General features: G+C 39.8%; 17 protein-coding genes. 14 read left to right on the forward strand and 3 right to left on the reverse strand.

What is annotated here, in order from left to right; all coding sequences use genetic code 11:
• The 4 genes from EU510_RS02885 to EU510_RS02900 all read left to right on the forward strand — a co-directional run bounded on the left by EU510_RS02885 (position 1) and on the right by EU510_RS02900 (position 8,855).
• Positions 1-3,711 (forward strand): TonB-dependent receptor, encoded by a 3,711-nt coding sequence (locus EU510_RS02885; protein WP_149592180.1) that lies wholly within the window; start codon positions 1-3, stop codon positions 3,709-3,711.
• A gap of 62 nt (positions 3,712-3,773) precedes the next feature.
• Positions 3,774-5,561 carry an Ig-like domain-containing protein gene (locus EU510_RS02890; protein ID WP_149592181.1) on the forward strand — a complete coding sequence of 596 codons (1,788 nt, stop codon included), beginning with the start codon at positions 3,774-3,776 and terminating at the stop codon, positions 5,559-5,561.
• Positions 5,562-5,880: 319 nt separating this feature from the next.
• The gene (locus EU510_RS02895; RefSeq protein WP_149592182.1) at positions 5,881-6,924 is read left to right on the forward strand and encodes a family 16 glycosylhydrolase; all 1,044 of its coding nucleotides are present in this window, start codon (positions 5,881-5,883) and stop codon (positions 6,922-6,924) included.
• A 137-nt stretch (positions 6,925-7,061) separates the two neighbouring features.
• On the forward strand, positions 7,062-8,855 hold the full coding sequence (locus tag EU510_RS02900; RefSeq protein ID WP_188085392.1) for a CRTAC1 family protein: 1,794 nt from the start codon (positions 7,062-7,064) through the stop codon (positions 8,853-8,855).
• Between the two features lie 69 nt (positions 8,856-8,924).
• Here EU510_RS02900 and EU510_RS02905 read toward each other — a convergent pair whose 3' ends face one another.
• On the reverse strand, positions 8,925-11,465 hold the full coding sequence (locus tag EU510_RS02905) for a TonB-dependent receptor (protein ID WP_149592184.1): 2,541 nt from the start codon (positions 11,463-11,465) through the stop codon (positions 8,925-8,927).
• Positions 11,466-11,810: 345 nt separating this feature from the next.
• Positions 11,811-13,946 (reverse strand): multiheme c-type cytochrome, encoded by a 2,136-nt coding sequence (locus EU510_RS02910; RefSeq protein WP_149592185.1) that lies wholly within the window; start codon positions 13,944-13,946, stop codon positions 11,811-11,813.
• A gap of 344 nt (positions 13,947-14,290) precedes the next feature.
• Between EU510_RS02910 and EU510_RS02915 the strand changes: the two genes are divergently transcribed.
• The 10 genes from EU510_RS02915 (at position 14,291) to EU510_RS02960 (ending at position 25,699) form a co-directional block, all read left to right on the forward strand.
• On the forward strand, positions 14,291-15,712 hold the full coding sequence (locus tag EU510_RS02915; RefSeq protein ID WP_149592186.1) for a sulfatase: 1,422 nt from the start codon (positions 14,291-14,293) through the stop codon (positions 15,710-15,712).
• Between the two features lie 19 nt (positions 15,713-15,731).
• Positions 15,732-16,895 carry a mandelate racemase/muconate lactonizing enzyme family protein gene (locus tag EU510_RS02920; protein ID WP_149592187.1) on the forward strand — a complete coding sequence of 388 codons (1,164 nt, stop codon included), beginning with the start codon at positions 15,732-15,734 and terminating at the stop codon, positions 16,893-16,895.
• Between the two features lie 17 nt (positions 16,896-16,912).
• A complete protein-coding gene (locus tag EU510_RS02925; protein ID WP_149592188.1) occupies positions 16,913-17,788 on the forward strand; it encodes an SMP-30/gluconolactonase/LRE family protein in 876 nt (291 codons plus the stop codon).
• Between the two features lie 201 nt (positions 17,789-17,989).
• The gene (locus EU510_RS02930) at positions 17,990-19,561 is read left to right on the forward strand and encodes a sugar porter family MFS transporter (RefSeq protein ID WP_149592189.1); all 1,572 of its coding nucleotides are present in this window, start codon (positions 17,990-17,992) and stop codon (positions 19,559-19,561) included.
• 11 nt (positions 19,562-19,572) lie between these two features.
• Positions 19,573-20,352: a glucose 1-dehydrogenase gene (locus EU510_RS02935; protein ID WP_149592190.1), complete on the forward strand. Its 780-nt coding sequence runs from the start codon at positions 19,573-19,575 to the stop codon at positions 20,350-20,352.
• Between the two features lies 1 nt (position 20,353).
• Positions 20,354-21,337 carry a hypothetical protein gene (locus EU510_RS02940; protein ID WP_149592191.1) on the forward strand — a complete coding sequence of 328 codons (984 nt, stop codon included), beginning with the start codon at positions 20,354-20,356 and terminating at the stop codon, positions 21,335-21,337.
• 123 nt (positions 21,338-21,460) lie between these two features.
• Complete coding sequence (locus EU510_RS02945; protein ID WP_149592192.1) at positions 21,461-22,888, forward strand: NAD-dependent succinate-semialdehyde dehydrogenase; 1,428 nt, start codon at positions 21,461-21,463, stop codon at positions 22,886-22,888.
• Between the two features lie 10 nt (positions 22,889-22,898).
• Positions 22,899-24,062 (forward strand): mandelate racemase/muconate lactonizing enzyme family protein, encoded by a 1,164-nt coding sequence (locus EU510_RS02950; RefSeq protein WP_149592193.1) that lies wholly within the window; start codon positions 22,899-22,901, stop codon positions 24,060-24,062.
• An 18-nt stretch (positions 24,063-24,080) separates the two neighbouring features.
• Positions 24,081-25,088: a 2-dehydro-3-deoxygalactonokinase gene (locus tag EU510_RS02955; RefSeq protein WP_149592194.1), complete on the forward strand. Its 1,008-nt coding sequence runs from the start codon at positions 24,081-24,083 to the stop codon at positions 25,086-25,088.
• Positions 25,079-25,699 (forward strand): 2-dehydro-3-deoxy-6-phosphogalactonate aldolase, encoded by a 621-nt coding sequence (locus tag EU510_RS02960; protein ID WP_149592195.1) that lies wholly within the window; start codon positions 25,079-25,081, stop codon positions 25,697-25,699. Before EU510_RS02955 ends, EU510_RS02960 begins: the two co-directional genes overlap by 10 nt.
• 91 nt (positions 25,700-25,790) lie before the next feature.
• Here EU510_RS02960 and EU510_RS02965 read toward each other — a convergent pair whose 3' ends face one another.
• A complete protein-coding gene (locus tag EU510_RS02965; RefSeq protein WP_188085393.1) occupies positions 25,791-26,525 on the reverse strand; it encodes a FadR/GntR family transcriptional regulator in 735 nt (244 codons plus the stop codon).
• Positions 26,526-26,572: the final 47 nt, after the last annotated feature.

The following is a 26,572-nucleotide window of genomic DNA, read 5'->3' on the forward strand; positions in this document are numbered from 1 at the left end:
ATGCAGCATAACTTTAGGTTATCAGCAGTCTCTGCAGCTATTATTGCTTCGCTTATTTCATCATCTGCTTTCGCACAAGAAGATGAAGAAAAAGAGAAAATAAAACTACAAAAAGATATCGAAATAATTGAAGTCCAAGGGATCAAAAGTAGCTTACGAAAAGCGGTAAACGCAAAGCGCTTTTCCGACAACGTAAGTGACTCAATTCATGCTGAAGATGTAGGTAAATCAACAGATCAAAACATCGCTGATGCACTATCTAGAGTAACAGGGGTGAGCATTCAAGAAGAAGGCGGTGAAGGAACTCGTATATCAATTCGTGGTGCCGGACCTTCTTTAAATCAAATATCAATGAATGGTGTAGCACTTACAGGCGGACTAAGTACCGATGGCTCTAGTGCGGGTGCTACTAACGATAATAGTGTTGATTTAAGCTCTTTTTCGTCAGATATATTGTCATCTATCGATGTAATTAAAACATCTTCTGCTGATAACGATGAAGGCTCACTCGGCGCAAGTGTTGTGCTTAGAACTGTAAAACCGCTAAATTTAAACAAACCACGTCGTTCTTTTACGGTTGAAGGGCGCTACAACGAGTTTTCTGATGAAAATGACTCACGCATTAATTTTAGCTTTTCTGATAAATACTTCGACGACACCTTTGGCTTTATTATAACCGCCTCTAAAGATACACAAAAAACACGACAAGATCGTATTAATACTGATTGGTCTAACGGCGCAATTCCTATTGTTGATTTAGATGATGCAACGGGCCGTACAGCACATGACACCGTTACAGGCAAAGCAATCAGGGTACTTGGCAATCAACGTGATGCTGATGGAAATAAGCTTTTTGGTGAAAATGGAGAAGCATTATTAAATCCACTGAGTTCACTTAATAATTACGACCCTGAAACGCAAATATTACATGAAGGTGATTTATTTGTTTTAGCGCGTGAGGTTATTGATTTTACATTAAATAATGACCAACGAGATCGCTTATCAGTGTCTACAGGTTTTCAATACCAACCAACAGAGTCACTCGATATTCAGCTTGATATTACCCACACAGAGCAGGATGTATTAACCGACAGTCAACGGCTGCGTTTAAACATGGGACCTGTAACACCTTTAATTTATGCCGGTGACGACAATACAGCACTAAACGGGGTTGATTTATCGACCAATACCTTGCAGCAATCAAGTAGCCGCTCTACAGGTGGTAACTTTGTTCGCTCCTACGGACTTAGAGAAATTGATACTAATGTAGCGTCACTCGATATTGATTATCAGGTTACCGATTCATTAAATATGAATGTGCGCGCAGGTTTTTCTAAAACGACAGATGAAACACCAGACGATGATGAAAAAGACCGTTACATCTCTATTAGTACAGCTACATGGGGCACGGCAGGTCGTCAGATAGTTGAATCAATGCCCGATGGCAGCCACGAAATGGTTGGCTACGACTGTGGCAGTAATGGAGAATGTAGTTACTCAACTGGTGTTACACCGGGGGAGTTTGATGCCTTTGATGGTACGTCTAATGCGGTATATAGCCGTTTTAATCCGTATGACATGCAGCACAATCACTTAGGTAGTTTAGTGCTTCGTAAAAATAAATTAGCGGATACAAACAAGTCGCTTTTTGTTGATTTTGACTATGCGCTTGATGGTGACTTTATTAGATCGCTCGAGTTTGGGGTTAAGTGGTCAAATCGTAAAAAAGATGTCTCTATTCAAAATAGAGCAACCACAAATGGCAGTGACTTAATAGATTTAGAAGACCCTGATCAAGCGTTTGAAGTACGTGGGCTTGGTACAATTCGCTTAGCCGATATAGTGGCTGATAGCGCCTATCCTTACGATAATTTTGGTGAAGATATTCAATCAGACCGCTCTGCACAGTTTTTTAATGGCTGGCCGTTACTTGATGCCGAAAAAGCGCTTGAGATTGTTTCAGGTAAAGATGCAGGCGAAGTAGGTATACGCGAAACCATTACAGGCAGTCGTAATATTGAAACCGAAACAAAAGCCGCTTATTTTAAAGCAAACTTTGAGCTGATGGATGGCAAGCTAACAGGTAACTTAGGCCTTAGGTATGTAAAAGATGACACAACAGCAATAGGCGTAGGCGGTATTAACTATACGCGTTTTCCACAAATGGTTGATGCGTATAATTTGTTAGTTGAGCGTGGTTTAGCAAATACAAATTTAGATGCCTGCCCGGCAGCTGTTATGGGGGTCTCTGACACGGGTCAGCCTGATCATCGTTACACACCAGCAAACGATGCTGAGCTACAAAACTGTTGGGCATGGCAAATCACTCATGCGTATAACCGCTCAAACCCAGCTACTTTCCCTGTTGATCCGCAAACGGGTCAGTTTGTAATTCCCGGGGCTGATGGCAACACCGGACTGGGTGTAAATCAGCAAGTGTTTGTAGATGAAAATGGCAACATTATAGCTAACAATGCATTGCCTTCTTTAATTTACGACAGCAACGGGAACCTGGTTCCTACCTCTGCTAATGCATGGGCACACTTTGCAAGTAACGGACAAATTTGGCCATTTTTAGACAGAACAACCTCATTTACAGGAACACAAGGTAGCGGACGTGAAGTACAAGACCGCGTTGCATGGGTAACTAAAAAGGGCGGACATGACGCTTATTTACCTAGCTTAAACTTAAATTATGCAGTTAACGACGAAATGATTGCACGTTTTGCTGTTAGTAGAACAATGACGCGTCCTCGTTTTGATTCATTAAACCCACGTACACAAATTTTTGAGCAGCAATGGGACTCTGCTAATGGCTCAGCAGGTAATGCAAATTTAAAACCCCTTAAATCAACCAATCTAGACTTGTCTTATGAGTGGTACTTTAGCGATTCAGGTTTACTTTCAGCTGCGTTCTTTTACAAAGATATGAAAGACTTTGAAGAAACGGTTGTTGTTCCGTATCACTACAAAGATGTTAGGACCGAATACGATTTACAAACAGCCGATTTATTACTTGATTACGATGAGAATAGAGCACCAGGTGGCGAAGAAGATTGTATGCCACTTAGGCAAGTTGCGGGCTTTTTTGACCAATGGCGCATTGAATGTGACGTTGTAAACGTAACCACAGTAACCAATGGTAAAGGCGCCGATATTAAAGGTGTTGAACTAGGTTACAACCAAAACTATGACTTTTTACCAAGTTATTGGGGTGGCTTAGGTTTAAACATGAACTATACCTACCAAGATTCAGAATCTGATCGTCAGCAGGTAGGTAATACCGATATATTTTTAAAACCACTACCACAACCTTTCACTCCAAAGCATTCCCTAAATACAACACTGTATTGGGAACAAAAAGGGATTCAATTACGTTTAGCGAGTCGCTACACCGGGGATCAATTAGTTAACCGAGGTTTAGTTGGCGGCGCTACATGGCAAGAGGCAACCCATCGTTTGGACTTTAGCTCAAGTTATAAAATTAATAAAAACTTTAGCTTAACTTTTCAGGCACTTAACTTAACTGATGAAACTAACCGAATTTATTACACCAGTTCATTTAGTCGTAATGCGTTTGAAGCTAACTCGCAAGAGGTTGTGCTTGATGAAGGTAATGCAATTGAAGATGGCAGTGTAACTACTTCACGTACAGCATCAGTTTGGAAAACAGGGCGTCAGTTCCGTGTTGGTCTTCGCGGTACCTTTTAATTGAGAAACTATTAGCAGCGGGCCACATTAGGCGTGCTGTCTTACAAATTTTGGAGAGTAAGATGAAACATAACTTACTAATAAAAACAGCAATTAGCGGTGTTATATTTTCAGTATTAACAGGGTGCGGTGGAACGGATGAAGGTTATGATCCGCAGTTTAAATCTGATTTAGCACTTGTAATCGATACCGCAGTGATCACGAGCACATTAAATGAAGAGACCGGAGTTCAAGAAATTGATTTACTGCAAGGCGTAACAATTGACGGTAAACCAGCCTCTGAGTCAGGTGCAACCATAAACGTGAGTGAGTTAGAGTTTGTTGTTAATAATAATTTCACTACCCCACAAACAAGTGCTAATACTATTGCATCGCACCGAATTTCACCTTTCACGCAATCAAGTGATAGCACTAAATTAGTTGTAAATACCGATGCGTTTTCGGCGGCATTAAGACAATGCGACCTAACCGATATAAGAGGCGCATTAGATGGCGATGGTAATCCCATTGCGGATGGAAATTTAGATTTTCCAAGCCAAGTTATTTATAACATTACATATTCTATCAATAATGGTGCAGCTATTGCTGCGGGCGGCGCACTGCCTACACGTACATTACAATTAACTGTCAATGCGATTGATGATGTTGTAACTGAGGTAAATGTATCGCCGATTGAAATCCCTGCTGGTGGTCAAGCAAGTGTATTCGCATCAGCGATACCAAGTTACGCGTGTAACCCCGCACTTATTTATTCAATTGCAGATGAAGATATTGCAACCATTGATGAAAATGGCCTTATTAGCGCTAAAAATACCGGTGAAACGACTATTACAGCCACAAGTGTTGATAACCCCGAAGCTTCAGCAAGCGCCACACTTACAGTGACAGGTGCTTTTAGTCTTGCAATAACAAACGACGATAAAAACGAGTTAGGCGCTTCTTCAGGTAACAAGGACGTTCCAATCTGTGTGGCCAGTGGTGTAGAAGTACAGCCGGCTTTACTAAACGCAGAGTTAAGCGGCGAATATACTTTTGATTGGACACTTAACGATGAAGTTTCATTTACGAAAAGCTTAACCGCAAAAAGCGGCTTTGGAGAAGTACTTGCCATTAAAGCACCTACAACAATAGACAGCTCAAATACGGTAACGGTTGAGCTTATTGATGGCGATACAGCAAGTACACCTTTATCACTTATTTCGCAAAAAAGTATTACGGTTAATACCGTTAATAACCAAATGTGTGAGCCGGGTGTGTCTGAACACGAAGCAGGTTTTAACACCGACTTTAACCTCAATGGTGAAGGCGCACCTTATAAAGGCAATGCTACTTATAGCGTATCGGCAACCTCTGTGTCGGGTAATGGTCGATCGCTTGAAATTACAGCGGGTACTGCTACTCAAGGTGAAGCGAATACACCGTACTCTTTTGCAACTCAGCAAGTTTGGAATAAACAACGCAACTGGTATAGCGCCAACTATGGGCGTGGTGCTGAGTCTGTTGGTAAAACATACCGTTATGCCGTGTGGGTTAAGTTAAATCAAGTGCCTGTTGAACCCGTTACGTTACGCCATGTGGTTGTACCGTGGGTTTATGACGGCATACCTGAGGATGCAAATGGATTTACAGGTCGTTACTCAGAAGCGGGCCTATTTAGCGCAGCACTCGCAGCTACTACGCAGTGGCAATACATCGAGTTTGTAGAGGATTCAACTAATCAACGGGACTGGGCTATTCCAGCTACATGGAGCTCAATTACCGATGTGTTTACCCTTTGGGAAGTGTATGGACTGCCAACGGGTGATTCAATCTTGATTGACGATTACGCCGTTACACGTACCGATATTTAAGCGAGCACTAGACGCATAGCATAATATTAATTAAAACGGCTTTAAACTAAATAGGTTTAAAGTCGTTTTGTTTGCTTATAAGCCACTAAAAAATCTATTTATTTACGTTTTAATTTTTAACTTTCACACAAACTTATACCAATTCCATTAAGTATATGATCTAAATTTTACGCCGAAAAAATAATTCAGTTCTAGGCATAAATTGATGTAAATGGTGTTCCCTTTGCGAAATTTATAACAAAGAAATGGGTTGTTTTAGCAAGTAAAGTAGATCAGCTATTTATTGGAATTGGTATTACATACAAAATAATGAGACATCATGAACAACACGCAAAAAAATATAAAAACACATAAATTAACGCTCACAGCAGCATTATTGTCGGTAATAACCATTGGCGGTTGTAGCAGCGATGCGACGACTAACATGCAAAAGCTTCCCCAAACTAAAAATAACTTATTGCCTTTAACAGATCCGCAAAATACAGGTAAGTGGGTACTTAACACCCAAGTAAGTGATGAATTTGAAGGCAGTACCATCGATGAAGAGCGTTGGTACATTGTGGGTAAACTAGAAAACGGTAAACCCGTTTATAAGCACCCAGATAAGCCAAATAAAAAAGTATGGAAAGGCCGAGCACCTTCGCAGTTTTCGGGTAATAACTATCGCTTAGAAGATGGAAAATTAAAACTTGAGACCCGTTGGGAGCCCGATTTTCCTTTTGAAGAAAAAATTCACAAACCTGTTTTTGGTGATGCACTTAAATACGAAAATATAACAACAGCGTGTTTTATTGGCAGAAAGTCTTTTCAGTACGGATATATAGAAATTAAAAGTAAAGCCGCTGATGCGCAGATAAGCAGTGCATTTTGGTCGATGGGTGAAAAGCTAGAAGTTGATTTTTTTGAACTGTTTGGAGACTCCCTTGACCCTAAAAAAGACCATATAGACAGTGAACTATGGTGGTCAATTCGCGATTGGAATAAAGAGGTAATGGGTAAGCCCACTTATACAGAGCGCAAAGATTTAGGATTTAGAGTCGCTGATGACTTTCATGTATATGGAATTGATTGGAGTGCTGATGGGATTAAGTATTATGTTGATGGCAAGTTATTTAGTGAAGTTAGCGCAGAACAAGCAGATGCATGGGCTAAAGAGCATCGTGGGGTTGATAAAGGTTATGTAGCCACTAAGCCTTTATTTTTATGGTTCGATCAGGAAACATTTCCTTGGCATGGTGTACCGACTAGCAAAGAGGAGCTTGAGCGTAATAGCCCTGAAGGAAAAAAAGAGGATGGCGTGGTTGATTTTGAAATTGAGTATGTCCGTGTTTGGCAGAAAAAGCCGGCTCAATTAGCTAATTAAGGATTAAAGAAATGAAAAATAATTATAAGCCAGTAAATAAAACTTTTTGCTTAACTTTTATTGCTACAAGTATTGTCCTTGGCGGTTGCAGCTATATGAAAGTTGACCCCTACAAAAATAGTTTCACAAAGGAGAATATGTTCACGGAAACTAAAAATGTTATTCCTTTTGAACCTTTGTCGAGACGTAAATGGGACAGCGCATTGATTGCAGACTTTGATAAAGACGGCTATCAAGATGTATTAATTACTGAGCACACCCACGCAGTAAAAATTTTTTGGAATAACAAAGACAATACCTTTTCAGCACCTCAGATAATTATTAAAGGCGACACTCACGGCGTCGCTGTTGCTGACTATGACCTTGATGGAAGAATGGATTTAATAATAGCTCAAGGCGGTGGCGGCGGCTTAAAGCCTCGTTTACCTGTATCGTTTCAAATAAATCACGACCGGACTGTTGAAGGTGGAGAAACGTTTAATGATTTTGAACGTACGCGCGGACGTGCAGTTAAATTAATAGATGGCAATAACAGTGGCACCTTAGATTTAATGCTCTCAGCTTTTCCGCTTAAGAAGCAAAAAAAGGGAGCCAACCACATATATAAAAACGAAGGACATAATCAGTTTAAGTTTGTCGATTACTTACCTACTGCAAAATGGCTTGGATATAAGGCCTTAGTTAGTGATTTTGATAATGACGGGCACGATGATTTATTTTTTTACGGCGGAGATGACATTGTTGCAGCGCAGAGTAAATCTGATTTAGGTTATAAAAATAAAAGTAAGGCTGTATTAGGGAATAATCGTAATACTAGCCATGTAAGCAGCATGACAGAAATCGACTTTGATAATGACGGTGACTTCGATTTATTTTTAACCCGCGCTAAACATCAATTTGAACAACACACCTTTTATGATGCTCAATCTCAAAATTTTGCTTTCTTTACTCGTAACGAAGCATTTAAATTTGAAGATTTTAAAATCGAAGGTAATTTTGAAATAGAAAACCTGCAAATGGCATATCCTCATTTTAATGTGTTTATTGGTAAAAATGGTGAGCCGTTAAAACTTAAAGGTCATGGCGGTAGTGAACGTACGGTACAGGTAGCAAAAGAACAAGCTGCTGGCTGGCCTAAAAAGCTAAGTAACAAAGGTTTATATATAGGTTACTTAGGTAACGATACTTGGCGAGTAGCTGGCGATACTAAATCGCCGACCGCTGGTGTTATTAAAAGAGTGACTAATTCACCCAAAGTAAAAGGGCTTGAAGCATTACCAGCGGTATTATTAGAAAACCGACAAGGTAAGTTTGTTGATGCAACAGCCAAGCTCAATATTAATTTAAGCGAACCTACAACTAGTGCTGTAGCCGGGGATTTTAATAATGATGGCTGGAGCGATTTATTTGTATTACGTTACGGAAATCCTGCAAAAGCTAACGAGCAGGTACTGTATTTAAATCAGCAAGGTAAAGGCTTTGAGGCTATACAAAATCATGGTGTTATTTCAACTGAACTTGGAGCAACAGGGGGCAGTGCACAGGCCTTTGATTACGACAATGACGGCGACCTTGACTTAATTTACTCAAATGAGCGCGGCCGTTGGCATTTATTCACCAACAACACAGCTTTAGACGCGAAGCATAACTTTTTAGTCACTAATATTGGTTACTCGCCTAAAGCAGGTGTGTCGTCATTGGGAGCTACTGCGACTATAAAAGCATGTGGGCAAATTTATAAACGAGTTGTAGGTGCAACAGGTGCCGGCTTTTCACAAAGCGAAAACAGCAAGCTACACGTTGGTTTAGGTACGTGTACACAGATAAATAATGTATCGATTCGTTGGAGTAATAATGAACATGTAGATATTAGCAATACGGTTATAAATGATGCTAACGGGGAGTTAGTTGGAAGAAAAGAGCCGCTGTAAGTAATAAAGTTAAGAAAAAAATAGCGCTTATTAAGCGCTATTTTTTTGTATTTAGTTTTTCGTTATTTACTAAAAGCTATATTGCACACTTGCACCCACATAACGACTCCAGTCACGAGGATAAAATGCTTCCCCAAAACCTTCAGAGTTTATGCGTTGGCGAGTAGTGTACGACTTATCAAATAAGTTTTTAATGAATACACTAAACTGCAGGTTATCTTTGCTTACGCTTAAGTAACCATCCCAAATGCTTGACGATGGGTTAGCTGATTCGCCAAAGGCAAGTTCGTTAATTGATTGTGTATGGCTGCCATTATAACGCCAAACCGCACGTGTATTAGCATTCCAGCCTGTATCAGCAATTTGTGTATTATATGAAATAGTACTTAAAAATTGTTGCTCAGCATTATTAGGGAAAGATAAACCCGTTTGATCAAAGCTCTGACGGCCTGTTGAATCAGTTGTACAGCGAGAAGCAAGTAACCCACCATCATCTGCAGGACAATTAATAGGTGTATCAGCAAAGTCCTCGTAGCGTGCATCAAAATAAGCGTAGTTAAAAGACCACTTTAATTTATCTGATATTTTAACCACCACATCGGCTTCAATACCGGTTGAGCGGGCTTGTGCTGCGTTTACATAGCCTGCAAAAATAATGTTATTTTCTTCATCTATTACACGGCTGGCACGCACTTGATAATCGTCAACTTTCATATCAAAGTACGTAAAGTTAAACAGTAAATCGTTATCAAAATACGCTGAACGCAGACCTACTTCAAAGTTTGAAGAGTTTTCAGGATCGGTAGGGAAGTTGTCTGCATCGGCAGGGTCTGTATTTGTTGTTACAAAGTAAGATGCCCCTTTATAGCCGGTAGAATAATTCACATAACCGCGAATATCATCAGTAAAGTCATAACCTACAACCGCTTTGTAAATAAATGCGGTGTCTGAGTTATCAAATTTGGTTGGCGCATCTTGGCGTAAAATAAGCGATGGATCTGTTTGAGCAAGTTCTAATACTTCATTGAATGTTTCCATTCCAACACCCGTAGAAGGTGTTGCTAAATCTGTACGAGCAAAGGTTGCATCACTTTTTTCGTGTAATAATCTAAAACCAAAAGTAGCATCTAATTGCTCAGTTATTTGGTATTCAAGTTGTCCAAAAATAGCGACGTTTTCAAAACCAGTTGTAAAATCACCACTATTTAGTAAGCGAGAAGGCGTTAGTAATGAGCGGTCGTCATCGCCAGTAGTTACATAGTTAGCTAAAAAAGCATCGGTAGATTGCTTTGAATAACACCCTGTTAATTCGCCGCCTTCAATAAAGCCACGGTTACCTGCAATACAGCCGTCACGTATTTCAGAGCGCTGACCGTCGGTATCATGGTAAAAAAGACCTAATACCCAATCAAATTTTTCATTATTAAATGACGAAATACGAAACTCTTGTTGAAGAACATCAACCGATTCGTTACCACCAAAAGCGGTTCGCTCTACAGGAAAGTTAATAGTGAAAAATGCTGAACTGTTATATAAATCAAAATCTCTGTAGCTACCATTATAGCTAAGTGTAATTTCATCATTTAGGTAGTAATCAGCCGATATTGAAAAGCCAAAATTTTCTGTTCTACCAAAGTTACCTTCTGCATTACGTGATGTAACCGGGCCGCCGGCTTCTTCAAAAGTAGACTCAGGATTAACACGGTTATAAGTAGTGCCTTCAATAGTGCCATCATCTTTTACATTAACAATTGGACGAGGGCCAAAATCTGGGTTTATTCCTCCTAAACGAGTAAGAGAACAACAATTTGTGTCTGTCTCTGAATATTCTAAGCGAAATAGTACGTTTAGCTCTTCACCGTTGTCGTACAAAAGTTGGCCGCGACCAGCTTTCGTTGTTTTTGCGCCAATAGTGTAATCTTCTTCACCAGGCATGGTGTTTTTTATCCAACCATCAATATCACTGTATTGTGCGTTAAATCGAGCTGCCCAGTTTTCGTTAAGTGGTACATTTACGGTGCCGCTAAAATCAGTGCCATCAAACTCAGTAACTTGTGCTCTAACCGTGCCTGAAACTCGGTCATCTAGTTGCGGCTTTTTAGTTACATAATGCAATAGGCCTGTTGATGTGTTTTGGCCAAATAAAGTGCCTTGTGGGCCGCGCATTGCTTCTACACGCTGTACATCTGAAATAGGTAAGTTAAGCATTGATTGGCGAGGTAATACTTCACCATCTATAACGACTAGGTTTGAAGACTGTAAGCCAATTGAATTTGTAAAAGTGCCTATACCACGTGTTTTTAATGTTGTAGTTCGTATTTCACTGCTGTCATCAATGCCAAAACCAGGTAAGTAGGTGACTAGATCAAACCCATTATCTATACCAATTTCTTCAATTAAATCACCGCTTAGCACTTCGATTGAAGAGGGAACTTCTTTTAATGCTTGATCGCGTTTTTGTGCGCTCACTAAAATAACTTCAAAATCGTCTGAATTGCTTTTAGCTTGTTTTGCGGTTGTTTCTTCTTGTGCATATGCAGTGTGTGTGAAAGCTGATAAAGAACAACATGCAAGTAATATTGCTGTATGCAATTTACTGTGTTTAAGCATTTTAACCACTCCGTTTCTTCATAATTACTGTGTGTGCAGATAATGCAACGGCAGTATCTGTTATTTAGAATCAGGCTAATTAAACAGCGACTCTTAATTGCGATAAAGCTATAAGCAATCAAGAAGTGTAAATAACCACGAACGATTCATTCTAACAATTTAAACATATGATGTTTGTAAGTGCAATGTGTTGATTACTTGTTTATTAAATGTTGCTTGTAATATTGAGGTTGTAACCTTGTATTGCTGTTTAAGTAACACAAGATTATTAAGTTAAGTGACTGAATTTTAATCTCTAATCTAAATTACAAATTTAGGTTGAAAAAATAATTCAATTTTTAAAAATTATTTTAAACGAGCAAAAAAGTGGTAATCCTCAGAATTTTTCAGCTTTTGTGCAAAGCTCATTCCTAAGGTTTTAAGCTGCTGCGCATTATTATAAGCACCGATTTTGAGCTTTAATTCACTCACGGCTTGCGCTGTTGAGCCAATGCTATCTAGTGCTAAAAAGTATAAATAAGCGTATTGCACGTTATTACTCTCAAGTGCCATTGCGTGTTTAAACGAATCAACCGCAGCGGGTTTGTTACCGCTTCTGATAAGTGCCATACCGTTTGCATAGTGCAGCGACGCAGACGTAGGTACTGCGTTTAAACCACTGTTTAACGTGCTTTGCATTTTCGCTGTTTGACCAAGGCGATAATAAATATCGGCTAAATTGACATAACTCGCATCAAAGTAAGGGTCAACGCTAATACCTTTTTGTAACGACTTTATAGCACCGTTTATGTCTTGTTTATTAAGCGCGAGCATACTTTGATTAATGTTACCTTCACCGCGCCATGTATTGACGGTATTGGCGTGTGCAAGCTCTATAATTGATTGATTAAGCCCGTTTAACTGCGCTGTTGTTTGGCTTAGGTTTTGCGCTGCAGCAACACGCACCGACTTTAATTTGTCGGTTAATAGTTGCTTGTAGCTTTTTAAGCGCTCTGCTTCGGGGAGTAAAAAGCCCACTTTAGCAATAGCTAAACGAATAAGCGGAAGCGGCGAATTAACCCAACTTTTTACTGTGGCATCGTTTAGCTCAGCACCTGAGTTGCCTAGATATGCAATTGCACTGGCACGGTCTATTTCATTTAACGAAAAGTCATTAATTAAGCTCATATGTGCATTTTGCGATATCGCTTTTAATGAGCGCAGTTCAAGCATACTGTGCTCGCTTGCACTCAAAGCCGGTGCTTTACCATGCCATTTTTCAAGTGTGCTTGCTGCCCATTCGTTTGTTTGGCCGTCGTGGCATTGCACACACGCATTGGGTGTATCGTATTTTATTGATATGTCAGGGCGCGGAATTTTAAAGCTGTGGTCGCGCCTGTCATCAACGCCCATGTATCTGTTGGTTGGCATATGGCAGTTAACACATTGCGCCCCGGTTGATTGTTCTTTATGGCGATGATGCTCTGGTTTGTTATATTCGCTGGCACTGTGGCACTGTAAGCACAGCCCATTCGTTTTTGTTTTAACTTTCATGGTGTGTTTATCGTGGCAGTCAACACAGTTAACCCCGGCGTTGTACATTTTACTTTGTGCAAAAGAGCCAAACACATACACTTCTTCTTTAATTTGGCCATCGGCGTGATACAAATTAGGTTCTAAAAATGAAGGGCTAAATTGGTCTAAAAACGCTTGGCTGTTATCAAAGCCATCAGTCAGCGGGCTTCTAAGCGAGTGACATGCATAACAACCTTGCATAAAGCTGTTATCGCGGGGCTCACCTTGCCACGTGGCAATGGTGTCATCACCGATTATTTTCCACTGCGACATATTGGTGGGGCTTGTTTCAGGCGATTTAGTCACTTTTTTAGTTTTGTGTTCGTCAGTAATCTCACTGTGGCACGATTTACAACCCACATTTATATTCGAGAAGTGCGTATCAAAGCTTTCTTTTTCTGTAATGTAATTACGCTTTAAATTATCTGAATGGCAATCGGCGCACATGCCGTTCCAGTTTTGCAGTGGTTGCAACCAATGGAGGCGGTCGTTGGGTTTTACATCCTCGTTAGCGTAGTTAGCATACCAACGCTTTCCGCCTAGTGATTTAGCGCGACTATCCCATGCAAAAGGAAATACTTGGTATTTGCCTTTTTCAACTTCAATTAAATACTGCTGCAATGGGTCAAAGCCAAATACATAACTTACGGTGTACGTTTTTTTGGTACCTTGCTCGGTCAAATCAATTAAGAAGGCATCTTTTTCTTTATAAAAAACGGCTTTTTGAGAAAAATGGGTCGCGGTTATATTATTAAAATCACCAAGCACGGTATCTTTATTGGCTAAAGCCATTGAGTTTGCATGGTCTGACTGCTTCCAATCGAGGGTTTGTTGTTGATGACAAGACTGGCATTCCTCGTTTGCAATCGCTGAAAAACAACTGCATAAAAAAAGAATACTAAATAAGTGTTTTATTATATTTATCATTTTAGAATCCACCTTTAATAGCACACCAATGCATGCTTAAAACTAAATAACAGGCCGCAGCTAAGCACACAGTAAATAGCCTTTGTCTTTAAACTGACACTGTTATTAGGCTTAAGTAATAGTGAGAAATTGAAAAATTAATTTTAAAATATCATACATCATATGTTTGCAATATTGTTATGTTTTGTTTAGTGTAGCGATATTGTGATTTATAAACGCACTATTTACAACTCAACCATTAAATTAACTAGCCGTAATAGTCTAATATAACCAATATGTTAGCTATGGTGTAATTAATATTTTTTAGCTATGTGCTTAACTATTATATTAAATAGGAAACTGTGATGAATAAGCTACTTGTTCTTCTTTCTGTATGTTTAGGCCTTTGCGTTAGTACTAATGCAATGGCAAAAGCACAAACAGAAAAACCTAATATTGTTTTAATTTTTGCTGATGATGCAGGTTTTGGTGATTTTGGCTTTCAAGGTAGTACGCAGCTCAAAACACCTAATTTAGATAAACTTGCCCAAAGCGGTGTTCGTTTTACTCAAGGTTACGTAAGTGATTCTACTTGTGGCCCTTCACGCGCAGGTTTAATGACGGGTAAGTACCAGCAACGTTTTGGTTACGAAGAAATTAACGTACCTGGTTTTATGAGCGATAACTCAGCACTTAAAGGTGCAGATATGGGCTTGCCGCTAGATCAAAAAACGATGGCAGATTACCTTAAAGAGCAAGGTTATAAAACAGCGGTATTTGGTAAGTGGCATTTAGGTGACGCCGACAGGTTTCATCCTTTAAAGCGTGGTTTTGATACCTTTTTAGGGTTTAGAGGTGGCGACAGAAGCTACTTTAACTATTCAGAACAAGAAATGAAAAATGGAAACCAACATTTTTTTGATAAAAAATTAGAGCGCGACTTTGGTAATTACGAAGAGCCAAAAGAGTACTTAACTGACGAGTTAGGTAAAGAAGCCGCTAAGTACATTGAACAAAACAAAGATGAACCCTTTTTTATCTATCTAGCTTTTAACGCAGTACATACTCCGCTTGAATCAGATCCTAAAGATTTAGCTAAGTTTCCAAACTTAACGGGCAAACGTAAAGAGCTTGCTGCAATGACCCTAGGGTTAGACAGAGCCAGTGGTTATGTACTTGATAAACTTAAAGAGCTAGGCTTAGATGATAATACTATTGTGGTTTTTTCAAACGACAACGGTGGCCCATCTGATAAAAACGCCTCAAATAATGCACCACTTGCAGGGACTAAATCAAACCAGTTAGAAGGGGGCATTCGTGTACCATTTTTAATTAGCTGGCCAAAGTATATTAAACCAGGCTCGACTTACGACTACCCAGTAAGCACACTAGATTTACTGCCTACTTTTTACAGTGCCGCACAAGGTAAAGCGTTAGTTAATGATATTGATGGCGTTGACTTACTCCCTTATATTCAAGGTAAAAATACAGCACGCCCACATAAAGTGATGTACTGGAAAAAAGAAAACAGAGCTGTAATACGCGATAACGATTGGAAACTTATTCGTTACCCAGACCGCCCAGCAGAGCTATACGACCTAAGCACAGACATTAGTGAACAAACAGATTTAGCAGCAAAAAATCCTGAACGTGTTAAAACTATGTTTAAATCATTGTTTGAATGGGAATTGACGTTAGAGCGTCCGCGCTGGTTATTAAAAAGAAAATACGAAAAATACGATATAGACCGCATGGATAAATACCGTTTACCAGCAACTCAACCTTAATAACGCATAGGTAATAATAATGAAAATAGAATCTGTTGAAGCGCTTTTAGGCTGCGTAGGAAAACGTAATCAGCTATTAGTAAAAGTAGTAACCGAATGTGGCATAGTTGGCTGGGGCGAATCGGGCTTATCAAATCGAGAGCAAGCAGTTATTGGCGCGATACATCACTTTGCTGGATTTTTAAAAGGGCAAGATCCACGTAAAATTGGCCGTATTTGGCAAGAATTATACCGCAGCCATTACTTTGAAGGGGGCCGTGTAATTACGGCTGCTATTTCAGCCATTGATATTGCTCTTTATGATATTTTAGGTAAGTCACTACAAGTGCCTGTTTATCAGTTGTTAGGGGGCAAACAACGCGAGCATATAGAGTGTTTTGCGTGTTGTTATACAGAAGCCGATCCGGATAAATTTGACGATTTAGTTAAAGAAGCAAAAGCACTTATTGCATTTGGTTGGACTACAATAAGAGTGATACCGAGCCGTTTTGACGATTTACAGTTTTTTGAACCACAAGAATCTATAACGCGCACAGCTCGCTGCTTAAATGAGCTGCGTAAAGTACTTGGGCCTGATATTACACTCGGTATTGATTACCATCACAGATTAAGCGTGGCTGAAGCCGCTTCGTTTTGCCAACGTTTAAAGCCCGATACACTCGATTTTATTGAAGAACCGATTCGTCATGAATCTCCTGATGCGTATAAAACGCTGCGTACTTTAACGCATATTCCTTTTGCTATTGGTGAAGAGTTTAGTTCTAAATGGGCAGCTAAGCCTTATATAGAGCAGGGGCTTACTCAGTATTTGCGTGTAGATGTGTGTAATATTGGTGGCTTAACAGAGGCGATGAAAGTGGCTGGTTGGGCTGAGGCACATTATATAGATGTTATGCCACATAACCCGCTTGGCCCTGTGTGTACAGCAGCCACAAATCACTTTGCAGCAGCGCTGCCAAATTTAGGTTTAATGGAAACACACCAAGGTCCGTTTAGTGAGTTTGGCGCTCATGATCCACTTCTTTTTCCTAAGCAGCATGTGTTAACAGGCAATAAGTTTACTATTCCTGAAGTACCTGGTTTAGGTGTTGAAGTGAATGAAGCCGCGTTTAGATTGGCAACCCCTGTAGAAACCGAAGCGCCGCATTTATCAAAGCGTGATGGTTCTCATACTAACTGGTAACTTGTTTAGAGAATTAAATGAATACACTTACAGCGACTGTTTTTGACAGCACACTAAATTTTGTAGGCGAGGGGCCTTTGTGGCATCCGATCACACAAACGCTTTATTGGGTTGATTTTCCAAACCACATTTTGCACAGCAAAAAAGGCGACCATAAAGTTGAGCAACGCTTAAATAATATGGTTACCGCTCTGGCTTGGGTAAACAATGAAACCTTATTACTAGCAAGTGACAAAGGCCTAAATACCTATAATACCAGCACGCATAAGCAAAGTTTTTTGTGCAGCGTTGAAGCAGATAAACCTGACAACCGCAGTAACGATGGGCGTGCCGATCCGTGGGGTGGGTTTTGGATAAGCACAATGCACGGCGATGCTCACGAAAACGAAGGGGCAATATATCGTTTTCACAACGGCGTACTTACTCAAGTTGTTAGTGATTTAACCATACCCAATGGTATTTGTTTTGATAAGTCGCGTGCTAGAGCTTATTACGCAGATTCAAAAACGCAAAAAATTTACCGATTTGACGTCGACTCACTTACGGGTTCGCCAATAGGGGAGAGTGTGTTGTTTTTTGACTATTCAAGCTCAGCTGTATCACCTGATGGCGCTGTAATTGATAGCGAAGGCAACATGTGGATTGCACTTTGGGATGGCGCACGTGTAGATTGCATATCGCCCAAAGCAAAGGTAATTCAAAGCTTAGCGACTCAAACACCTCGCCCTACCTGCCCAGCGTTTGGCGATGACGGTACAACACTTTACGTAACGTCAGCACAATGTGGCCTAGAAGATACCCCATTTGATGCTATGCCTCACGGCGCTACGCTTGCATTTAAAAATGCGGTAAAAGGCGTATTTGAGCCTTGTGTTAAAATAGACGGCTTTTAATTTTACGTATTCACTTTAAATATTAATTTTGTGTTTTTTCTTCTTACATTAATTAGATGTGAGAGGAAAAACACATTGCACATACAAACATCATATGTTTATATTGTTTTTACTAATTCTATCAATGTTATTCTTTTATATGTTGTAGAGCACTCATTAGCAACACAGTAAAAGTATAAAAATAAAACTAAGGGTAATACATTGAAAGACACACACACACAATCAACAAAAGCAATTAAGTACTCCCTCATTGCAGCATTTGGTGGATTTGTATTTGGCCTAGATGCGGCCAATATATCGGGGGCGTTACGCTATGTTAGCTCGCAGTTTGAGCTAACCAGTTTACAAACAGGTAATGTAGTGGGTTGCGCCATAGTTGGCGTAATCATCGCGCTGTTTTTTACAGGTACTTTATGCCAAAAATTTGGTCGTAAAAAGGTACTTATTGGCATTGCTTTAACGTATTCACTCTCTACAGTTATTTCTGCTCTTGCGGTAAGTTACCCCATGCTGGTTGTTGGACGCTTTATAGGAGGGGTCGCATTTGCCTCCATAACCGTCTCAGCCATGTATATTGGTGAAATTGCACCCGCTAATAAACGCGGCCAATTTGTATCAGTTAATCAGTTGCTTATAACCTTGGGCAGCTTATTTGCGTTTGTTGTTAATTACTTTTTTGTTAAAAACATGGGCTCAATTGAATGGTTAAATGAAGCCAATATTTGGCGTTATATGCTTGGCTTTGAAATTGTGCCTAATATTATTTGGTTTTCGTTATTAATGACAATTCCTGAATCGCCGCGCTGGTTAATGAGCAAAAAACGTGATGAAAAAGCACGCGCTGTATTCAAAGGTATGGGAATTAATAACGCCGATACAGAAGTAGTACTCAATGATATTAAAGCAACCATTCAAGAAGATTCAAAAAACAGTGCACTAGAGCAACTTAAAGTATTGTTTAGTAAGCCTATGCGTTTTGTTGTATTACTTGCTGTATGTTACGCGGTAGTGCAGGGCGCAACCGGCATGAACGCCGTACTGTTTTATGCGCCTACCGTGTTTGAACAAATAGGTATGAGTGTCGAAAACTCATTTTTACAAACAATAGTACTTGGTGCAGTATCTGTATTATTTACATTGGTCGCCATATTCTTTGTTGAAAAACTCGGCAGAAGAACATTAACCATTAGCGGTTTACTGCTTATTGCTGTTGCGCATGTATCAATTTGGTATGGCTTTGAAAATGCCACCTACTCACTCAACAGTGAAGCAATAACCAAAGTTGCAGATCAAAAAGTAGATATTACAAAGCTGCACGTTTTCGAAAATAAAATATACAGCACTGATGTTGCGCTAAAAGCAGATTTAGCCACTATTTACAGTAAAAAAGAGCTACCAGTTGTTACCGGTGCAATTATTAATGCTTCTATAAATATTAGCCCTGCGTATGTTCTATTTGGATTATTTGCATTTTTAGCCGCTTTTAATATGTCGATAGGGCCAATAATGTGGGTGATATTCTCGGAGATATTTTCAAGCCGAGTACGCAGTGTTGCGCTACCCTTTGCCGCCTTAGTACAGAGTATTTCTAGCTGGAGTATTCAGCAGTTTTTCCCTTGGCAATTAGAGAACATGGGCGCAGCAAATACGTTTTTATATTACGGAGGCGTCGCTGTTGTAGGCTGTATCGTTATGGCATTCATACTTCCCGAAACTAAGGGCAAGTCTATTGAGGCCATTGAACGCGATTTGGTCCCTGAGCTCAATAAATAAGGAATATAACTATGTCATCACGATTATTAAACGAAGTTGCTATTGTCACTGGCGCAGCCGATGGAATTGGAAAAACAGTAGCACGCGTATTTTGTGAGCAAGGCGCTAAAGTGTGTGTTGCTGATATAAATAAAGAAATGGGCGAAAGTGTTGTAGCAGAGCTAAAAAGCAAAGAGTTTGATGCTATTTTTGCTCATACCGATATTAGCGACGAAACGGCTATAAAAAACATGGTTGAAAAAGTAGTTAATGAGCTCGGTAAGCCCAGTATTTTAGTTAATAACGCCGCTTTAATTAGCCCCGGGCGAAACGTAAATGACGTTACTCCACAAATGTGGCGTGATAGTTTTGCGGTTAATGTTGAAGGAATGTGGCAGTGTGCTGTAGCCGTACTTGAGCATATGAAAGAGTTAGGCCGTGGTAGCATTATAAATGTAGGTTCTGTGCATTCTTATAAAATTGTACCAGGGTATTTTCCGTATGCGGTAACTAAGCATGCGGTTATAGGGTTAACTAAAAACTTAGCCGTTGAATACGCAAAGCACAACATACGAGTAAACGCATTGTGCCCAGGCATGATAGAAACACCTATGGCGTTTAAGTCGTGGGAGCAAACAGACGATCCGCAAGCTTCACGTAAAGCAATGGGCGATGTACATCCTCTAAAACGAAATGGAACAACTGAAGAAATTGCTTACCCAGCCGTGTTTTTAGCTAGTTCAGATTCGAGTTTTATGACAGGGCAAAGCTTAATCATTGATGGTGGCCGTTCTGTAATTTATCACGATTAAAATGCTTAACTTAACACACTGTAAGGCTCATGGTTTTGAGGCTATTTTGCTAAAAAATAGTGAGCTTGCTATTACAGTCATTCCTCAGTTGGGTGCAAAAGTCATCTCTATTGTAAGCTTAAAACACAATAGAGAGTGGCTTGCTCATGATAAACAAATCACTTTAAAACCTGCAAAAAACAATGATTTCTCTGAGCATGATAGCGGTGGTTGGGATGAATGTTTTCCGGGTATTTCTCCTCAGCTGTACGAACATATCCCCAATAAAACGAATTTTTCACATGATCATGGTGAGTTGTGGTGCCAAGCATGGCAAATAACTAATACCCACATTAGCGATGAAGAAATAATACTTAGCTTACAAGCTGAGGTTTTTGACTCTACTTTTACATTTATAAGAACGTTTACCTTAAAAAAACACAGTAAGCGGCTGCTTGTTGATTACCACGTAAAAAATAACACAACTCACAATCTCCCTTTTGTTTGGTCAGCGCATCCTATTTTTGCCATAAAACCAGAGATGCGTATTTTAATAAATAATAAACATATGGAGTTTAAAGTTGATGAAGGGCTTAGTTGTTTTTATAACGTTAATAGCGCCTTTATTAACTGGAGTGAGTTATCAACTAAAGTCCCTCCGCTAAATAAAGTTATGCCCTATAACAGTAGTTTTGCAAGTAAGGTTTTTAGCAAACACTTAAATACGGGCACTCATAAAGATCAAAATATAATTGTAAAACTGGTTGATGATAAAGCTCAGCAAAGCTGCGGGTTTGAATTTTCATCAACAAACATAAGTCACTTAGGGCTTTGGTTTAATTACAACGGTTGGTCTGCCAATGAGCAGCTACCCCCTTTTGTACTTGGGATAGAACCTTGCATAGGCAATAGCGATTCTTTACATAAAGCCATGGCGAGTGAAGAGGAAGGGTTAATTAAAGGCAATGCTCATAAATCTTGGCATATGAGTTTTTTTGTTAACTAAATGTATTTTGTGTTTGCTCAATCAAACATCATATGTTTAAATAGTTATTATGTATTGAGGCCGGTGTGTCTTACTTTAGTCATTTAGCCCTTAGGGTGTTGTAGATAATAATGGAGCGACAGAATGCTTTCTAAACAACTGTATATCGGTGGAAAATTAATAACGAGTGACGCAACGACCGAAATTATCAATCCTGCAACACTCGAAGTTGTAGGCGAAATTTCGGCTGCAGGTATTAATGAAGCAAACATGGCCTTAGAGTCTGCGCAAGAAGCATTTTCAAGTTGGTCAACAACGCCTGCAACAGAGCGTGCTCAATGGATGCTTAAACTGCGTGATGCAGTAATTGCAAACGAGCAACACTTACGTGAATGCGTGCATTTAGAAATGGCTAAACCATGGCAGTCAACCGCTGACGACTTTCAAATGTTAGTTGATAGCCTTAATTTTTACGCCGATGCCATTGTTAATATCGCCGATGAAGAATTAAAAGATAATGAAGGTACGCACAGCCACGTTCTTTCGCGTGAGCCTGTTGGTGTAGCGGCTGCATTTTTAGCATGGAATTTTCCATTATTAAACTTGGCTTATAAATTAGGCCCAGCAATGGCTGCGGGTTGTCCGCTTGTAGTAAAACCATCAAGTAAAACGCCTTTGTCTGCTTATGCCGTAGGCGAATTATGTGAACAAATCGGCTTGCCAGCAGGTGTGGTTAACATACTTTCGGGCACGGATAGCACCGTAGGCGATGCCATTTCAGCGTCAACTATTCCCTCTGTACTTACTTTAATTGGTTCTACTAATGTGGGCAAACATGTAATTGCAACAGGTGCTACGTCAATCAAGCGTTATTCAATGGAGCTTGGTGGTAACGCACCTGCCATTGTATGCAGCGATGCGAATTTAGATAACGCAGCCGATGTAATTTGTGGTGTTAAGTTTGCCAACGCAGGGCAAATTTGTGTTACCCCAAATCGTGTATTTGTACACGAAAGCGTTGCAGATGAATTTATTGAAAAAGTACTTACTCGTGCAAAAGCAGTAAAAGTTGGTTTTGATAAAAACGAGGCTATTGATATGGGCCCCGTTATGGATGCTAACTCATGGCAACGTATTGATGAGCTAGTGAAAGATGCTCAGCAAAATGGCGCACAATTGCAATTAGGTGGTAAAAAACCTGCCAGTGTTAATGGCTATTTTTACGAACCAACCGTGCTCACAAATGTTGATTCGAGCATGAAAATATACAAAGACGAAATATTTGGCCCCGTTATTAGCATTATTATATTTAGTGATAACGAACAAGTGCTTAGCGATGCAAATGACACGGAAGCTGGTTTAAGTTCATTTATTTTTAGTAGTAACGAAGAGACCATTTCTTACTTTGCTAAACATTTACGCTTTGGCGAAGTACAGGTTAACGGCATTAAATATAGCATTAATTTACCTCATTTTGGTATTAAGCAATCGGGCGTGGGTGTTGATTGTTCGTTGTTAGCTTTAGATGACTACCTTGCATATAAACGTGTTTCTCGCGCGTTAAAGGTTTAAGGAACAGACTATGAAAATCACACAAATTATTAGCCACATTTTACAGTACGACCTAGAAGAAGAACTTGGTTATTCGCAGCAGTATTACGCTAAACGTACCGCACATTTAGTTGAAGTTCGTACCGATATAGGTATTACAGGTTGGGGCGAATGTTTTGGCGGTGGCGGCGTTGCGTTTGCCAATAAAACAATTGTTGAGCATGTGATTCAGCCTATGATTTTGGGCATGGATCCACTCGACAGAGAAGTGATTTGGCATAAAGTTTATAATTTATTGCGCGATCATGGCCAAAAAGGCATGCCTATTCAGTCTTTATCTGGTGTAGATATTGCTCTGTGGGACATCGCAGGTAAGTTTTTAGATCAACCCGTTTATAAGTTGTTAGGGGGGGCTTTTAGAGACCGTATTCCGGCTTATGGTTACGGCATGATGCTACAAAAGTTTCCAAACCTGGAAGAGCGCTTTACTGAAGAAAGCCAACGTATTAAAGAAATGGGCTTCACGGCCATGAAAATGAAAATAGGCCTTTCGCCAGACCGCGATATAAAGCTTGTTGAAGCTGTACGCAAAGGTATTGGCCGCGATATGCGCCTAATGGTTGACGCTAACCATGCATATACAGCGCGCGAAGCTATTCCGCTAGGTCGAGAGCTGCAAAATTTAGGCGTGTACTGGTTTGAAGAACCAGTTGCACCAGAGGATCATCAAGGCTATCGCGATTTATGTGAAGCACTTGATATGAGTATTGCCGGTGGCGAAGCAGAATTTACTCGCTGGGGCTTTAGAGATTTAATTAAAAACCGCTGCGTTGATTTACTCCAGCCAGAAGTGTGTGCACTCGGTGGTATTACCGAATATCAAAAAGTATTAGCCATGGCACACGCGCATTTTGTGCCTGTAATAAACCATGTATGGGGCTCGGCTATTGCGGTTGGCACAAACCTACACCTATTGGCCGCATTACCTGATTTACCAGGTGCTGCACACCCAGTACAACCTATGCTTGAGTACGATACAACGCCAAACTTATTTAGAGAGCAATTATTGCAAGAGTCTCTAAACATTAATGAGCAAGTTAAAAATAACAACGGAACTGTTGCGCTACCACAAGGTCCAGGCCTTGGTATTGAGCCCGACCTTGATTTTATTAAACATTACGAAGTATCAATTTAATAAATAAGGGCAAAGCTTATGAGCGATAACAAAAGCAACTTACCAGCATTAATTGTGGTTGATTGGGGGAGCTCTAACTTTAGAGCTTTTTTAGTCGATGGCAAAGGCAGCATTTTAGATACTGTTAATGGTGAGCAGGGCGTACTTTGTATTAAAAACAACTGTTTAGAAACCGTATTACTTAGTTATATATCAGGCTGGTTATCAAAACATAAAACGCCGATTATTATGGCGGGTATGGTAGGCGGTGCTATTGGTTGGCAAGATACAGGCTATGTAAATGCGCCAGCTAATCTCGGTAGTATGAGCGTAAACCTTTGTAAAGCAAATAATAAAGCAGGCTTACAAATTAGTATTGTGCCGGGTGTTAAATACGTTATGGAAAATAATGTTTGCGATGTAATGCGCGGTGAAGAAGTACAAGTATTTGGTGCCGTATTAGATGTAGAGAAAACAGCGGGTGAGCTAAGTAGTCAAACCTTAAGTGAGACTATGTTTTGCTTACCCGGTACTCACTCTAAGTGGGTCCAAGTTGCAAAAGATACTGATCAAAAAACGGTTATTACAAGTCTTAGTACGTTCATGACCGGCGAAATGTTTGATTTATTGACTAAACAAAGCATTTTAGGTGAAGGGTTAGAGTCACTAGATAAAACACCAACAGATATGCCAAGTTTTCTAAAAGGCGTTGGTGTGAGTCAAGTTCAAAGCAGTTTATTAAGTGCATTATTTAGTGCGCGTACTTTAAAGCTAGATAAACAATTAACGCTGCAAAACGTACCTAGTTACTTATCTGGTTTACTTATTGGCGCTGAGCTTGCGGGTATTAAAAGTAAGCTAAACGACATTAAGCATGTTTTTTTAATTGGTAACTCAAGTTTAAACACTCTGTATTGTGAAGCATTAAAAGAACTCGGCTTTACTTCTTCTATTTTAAGCAGTGCAACTGCATCGACTAAAGGCATGTTTACACTAGCTGTACAGGCCGGTTTAGTCACTGAAAAGGAAACTCAATTATGTCATTAATTTCGTTAACACATGCTATGAAGCAACTACCACTGGTTGCTATTTTACGCGGCATTACACCAAGTGAAGTGATTGATTATGCAAAGGTACTTATTGATATTGGCTACCGCGTTATAGAGGTACCACTTAACTCTCCTGATGCATTAAAAAGTATTAAGTTATTAAGTGATAAATACGCAGATATAGCCATTATTGGCGCAGGCACGGTTGTTACTAAAGACGAAGTTGATCAGGTAATTAAAGCAGGCGGTCGTATTATTATATCTCCGCATAGCGATGTAGAGCTGATCCGTTTTAGTAAATTAAAAGGATTGTACTGCGTACCAGGATTTTATACACCCACTGAAGGGTTTGCTGCATTGCATGCCGGTGCAGACGCACTTAAGTTTTTTCCAGCAGATACAGCAGGTCCAAAAGGCTTAAAAGCAATTACAACAGTGCTTTCGGGTATTGATATTTACCCTGTGGGCGGTGTATCGCCTCAAAACCAGGATGAATTTGTTAATGCTGGGGCATCGGGTTTTGGTTTAGGAAGCGGCTTGTATAAAGCCGGAATGGGTTTAGAAGAATTTACAACTAATGCTAAAAATTATGCTGAATATTATCTTTAATTAAATTGCGATAAAACGTTGTTGTGCTTGCATCGCTACTCATCATTCCTCTCACATTAAATGATGAGTTAGCGGTGCTATTTAAAATAAATTAAATATCCATTAACTTAGCTAAATTTGCTTTAGCATCTGCTAAAAGCTTTTCTGTAAGGGATTGTGCTTTTTCGTTATTACCGGTGGCAATTGCATCAAATACTTCTCGGTGAAACGGAATAGAAGCATGATTACTTTCTGCGCTTTGGTTAGTTACTTTAATACTTACTAGTAGCGCTGAAAAAATAACACATTCCATCGAAATAAATAGCTCATTATGAGAAGCGCGTAAAATAGCGCCATGAAAATGTGCATCAGCAATAACAAATTTATCTAAATCGCTTACTGAGCTTTGCATTTCATTCAACGCATCTTCTATGGCTTTAATATCTTCAGGAGTTGCACGCTGAGCTGCAACACTTGCGGCTTTTGGTTCAAAGGCTAAGCGAAACTCCATTAATTGAGTTAAAAACTCAGGATTAAGTGGGGCGCTTAAATGCCACGCAAGAACATCATCGTCAAGCAACGACCAGTTATCACGGGTTTTTACGCGAGTGCCAATGCCTCTGCGTACATCTAAAAGCCCTTTACCAACAAGAATTTTTACTGCGTCACGAACAACAACTCGACTTACTTGAAAACGTTCAGCTAAACGGTTTTCATCATCAATCAGTGTGCCAGGAGTATATGTGCCAGCAACAATTCTACGGCCTAATTCTTTAGCTACCTGTACCGGTAAGCTAGGTGACATGGCACTGCTGCGTCTTAGATCATAGTATGTTAATTCGCTCATAGTATCTTAGTGTCCGTATTATTTATTTATACGTACTATTTATATGA

Origin of the sequence: Pseudoalteromonas sp. FUC4, from assembly GCF_008370255.1 — a bacterium.
Taxonomy (GTDB): domain Bacteria; phylum Pseudomonadota; class Gammaproteobacteria; order Enterobacterales; family Alteromonadaceae; genus Pseudoalteromonas.

Bases quoted from the DNA above. Each gene is read 5' to 3' on its own strand.
- EU510_RS02890 (WP_149592181.1), top strand. From the start codon at position 3,774: ATGAAACATAACTTACTAATAAAAACAGCAATTAGCGGTGTTATATTT.
- EU510_RS02895 (WP_149592182.1), top strand. From the start codon at position 5,881: ATGAACAACACGCAAAAAAATATAAAAACACATAAATTAACGCTCACA.
- EU510_RS02910 (WP_149592185.1), bottom strand. From the start codon at position 13,946: ATGATAAATATAATAAAACACTTATTTAGTATTCTTTTTTTATGCAGT.
- EU510_RS02925 (WP_149592188.1), top strand. From the start codon at position 16,913: ATGAATACACTTACAGCGACTGTTTTTGACAGCACACTAAATTTTGTA.
- EU510_RS02920 (WP_149592187.1), top strand. From the start codon at position 15,732: ATGAAAATAGAATCTGTTGAAGCGCTTTTAGGCTGCGTAGGAAAACGT.
- EU510_RS02935 (WP_149592190.1), top strand. From the start codon at position 19,573: ATGTCATCACGATTATTAAACGAAGTTGCTATTGTCACTGGCGCAGCC.
- EU510_RS02955 (WP_149592194.1), top strand. From the start codon at position 24,081: ATGAGCGATAACAAAAGCAACTTACCAGCATTAATTGTGGTTGATTGG.
- EU510_RS02950 (WP_149592193.1), top strand. From the start codon at position 22,899: ATGAAAATCACACAAATTATTAGCCACATTTTACAGTACGACCTAGAA.
- EU510_RS02965 (WP_188085393.1), bottom strand. From the start codon at position 26,525: ATGAGCGAATTAACATACTATGATCTAAGACGCAGCAGTGCCATGTCA.
- EU510_RS02940 (WP_149592191.1), top strand. From the start codon at position 20,354: ATGCTTAACTTAACACACTGTAAGGCTCATGGTTTTGAGGCTATTTTG.
- EU510_RS02945 (WP_149592192.1), top strand. From the start codon at position 21,461: ATGCTTTCTAAACAACTGTATATCGGTGGAAAATTAATAACGAGTGAC.
- EU510_RS02885 (WP_149592180.1), top strand. From the start codon at position 1: ATGCAGCATAACTTTAGGTTATCAGCAGTCTCTGCAGCTATTATTGCT.
- EU510_RS02900 (WP_188085392.1), top strand. From the start codon at position 7,062: ATGTTCACGGAAACTAAAAATGTTATTCCTTTTGAACCTTTGTCGAGA.
- EU510_RS02960 (WP_149592195.1), top strand. From the start codon at position 25,079: ATGTCATTAATTTCGTTAACACATGCTATGAAGCAACTACCACTGGTT.
- EU510_RS02915 (WP_149592186.1), top strand. From the start codon at position 14,291: ATGAATAAGCTACTTGTTCTTCTTTCTGTATGTTTAGGCCTTTGCGTT.
- EU510_RS02905 (WP_149592184.1), bottom strand. From the start codon at position 11,465: ATGCTTAAACACAGTAAATTGCATACAGCAATATTACTTGCATGTTGT.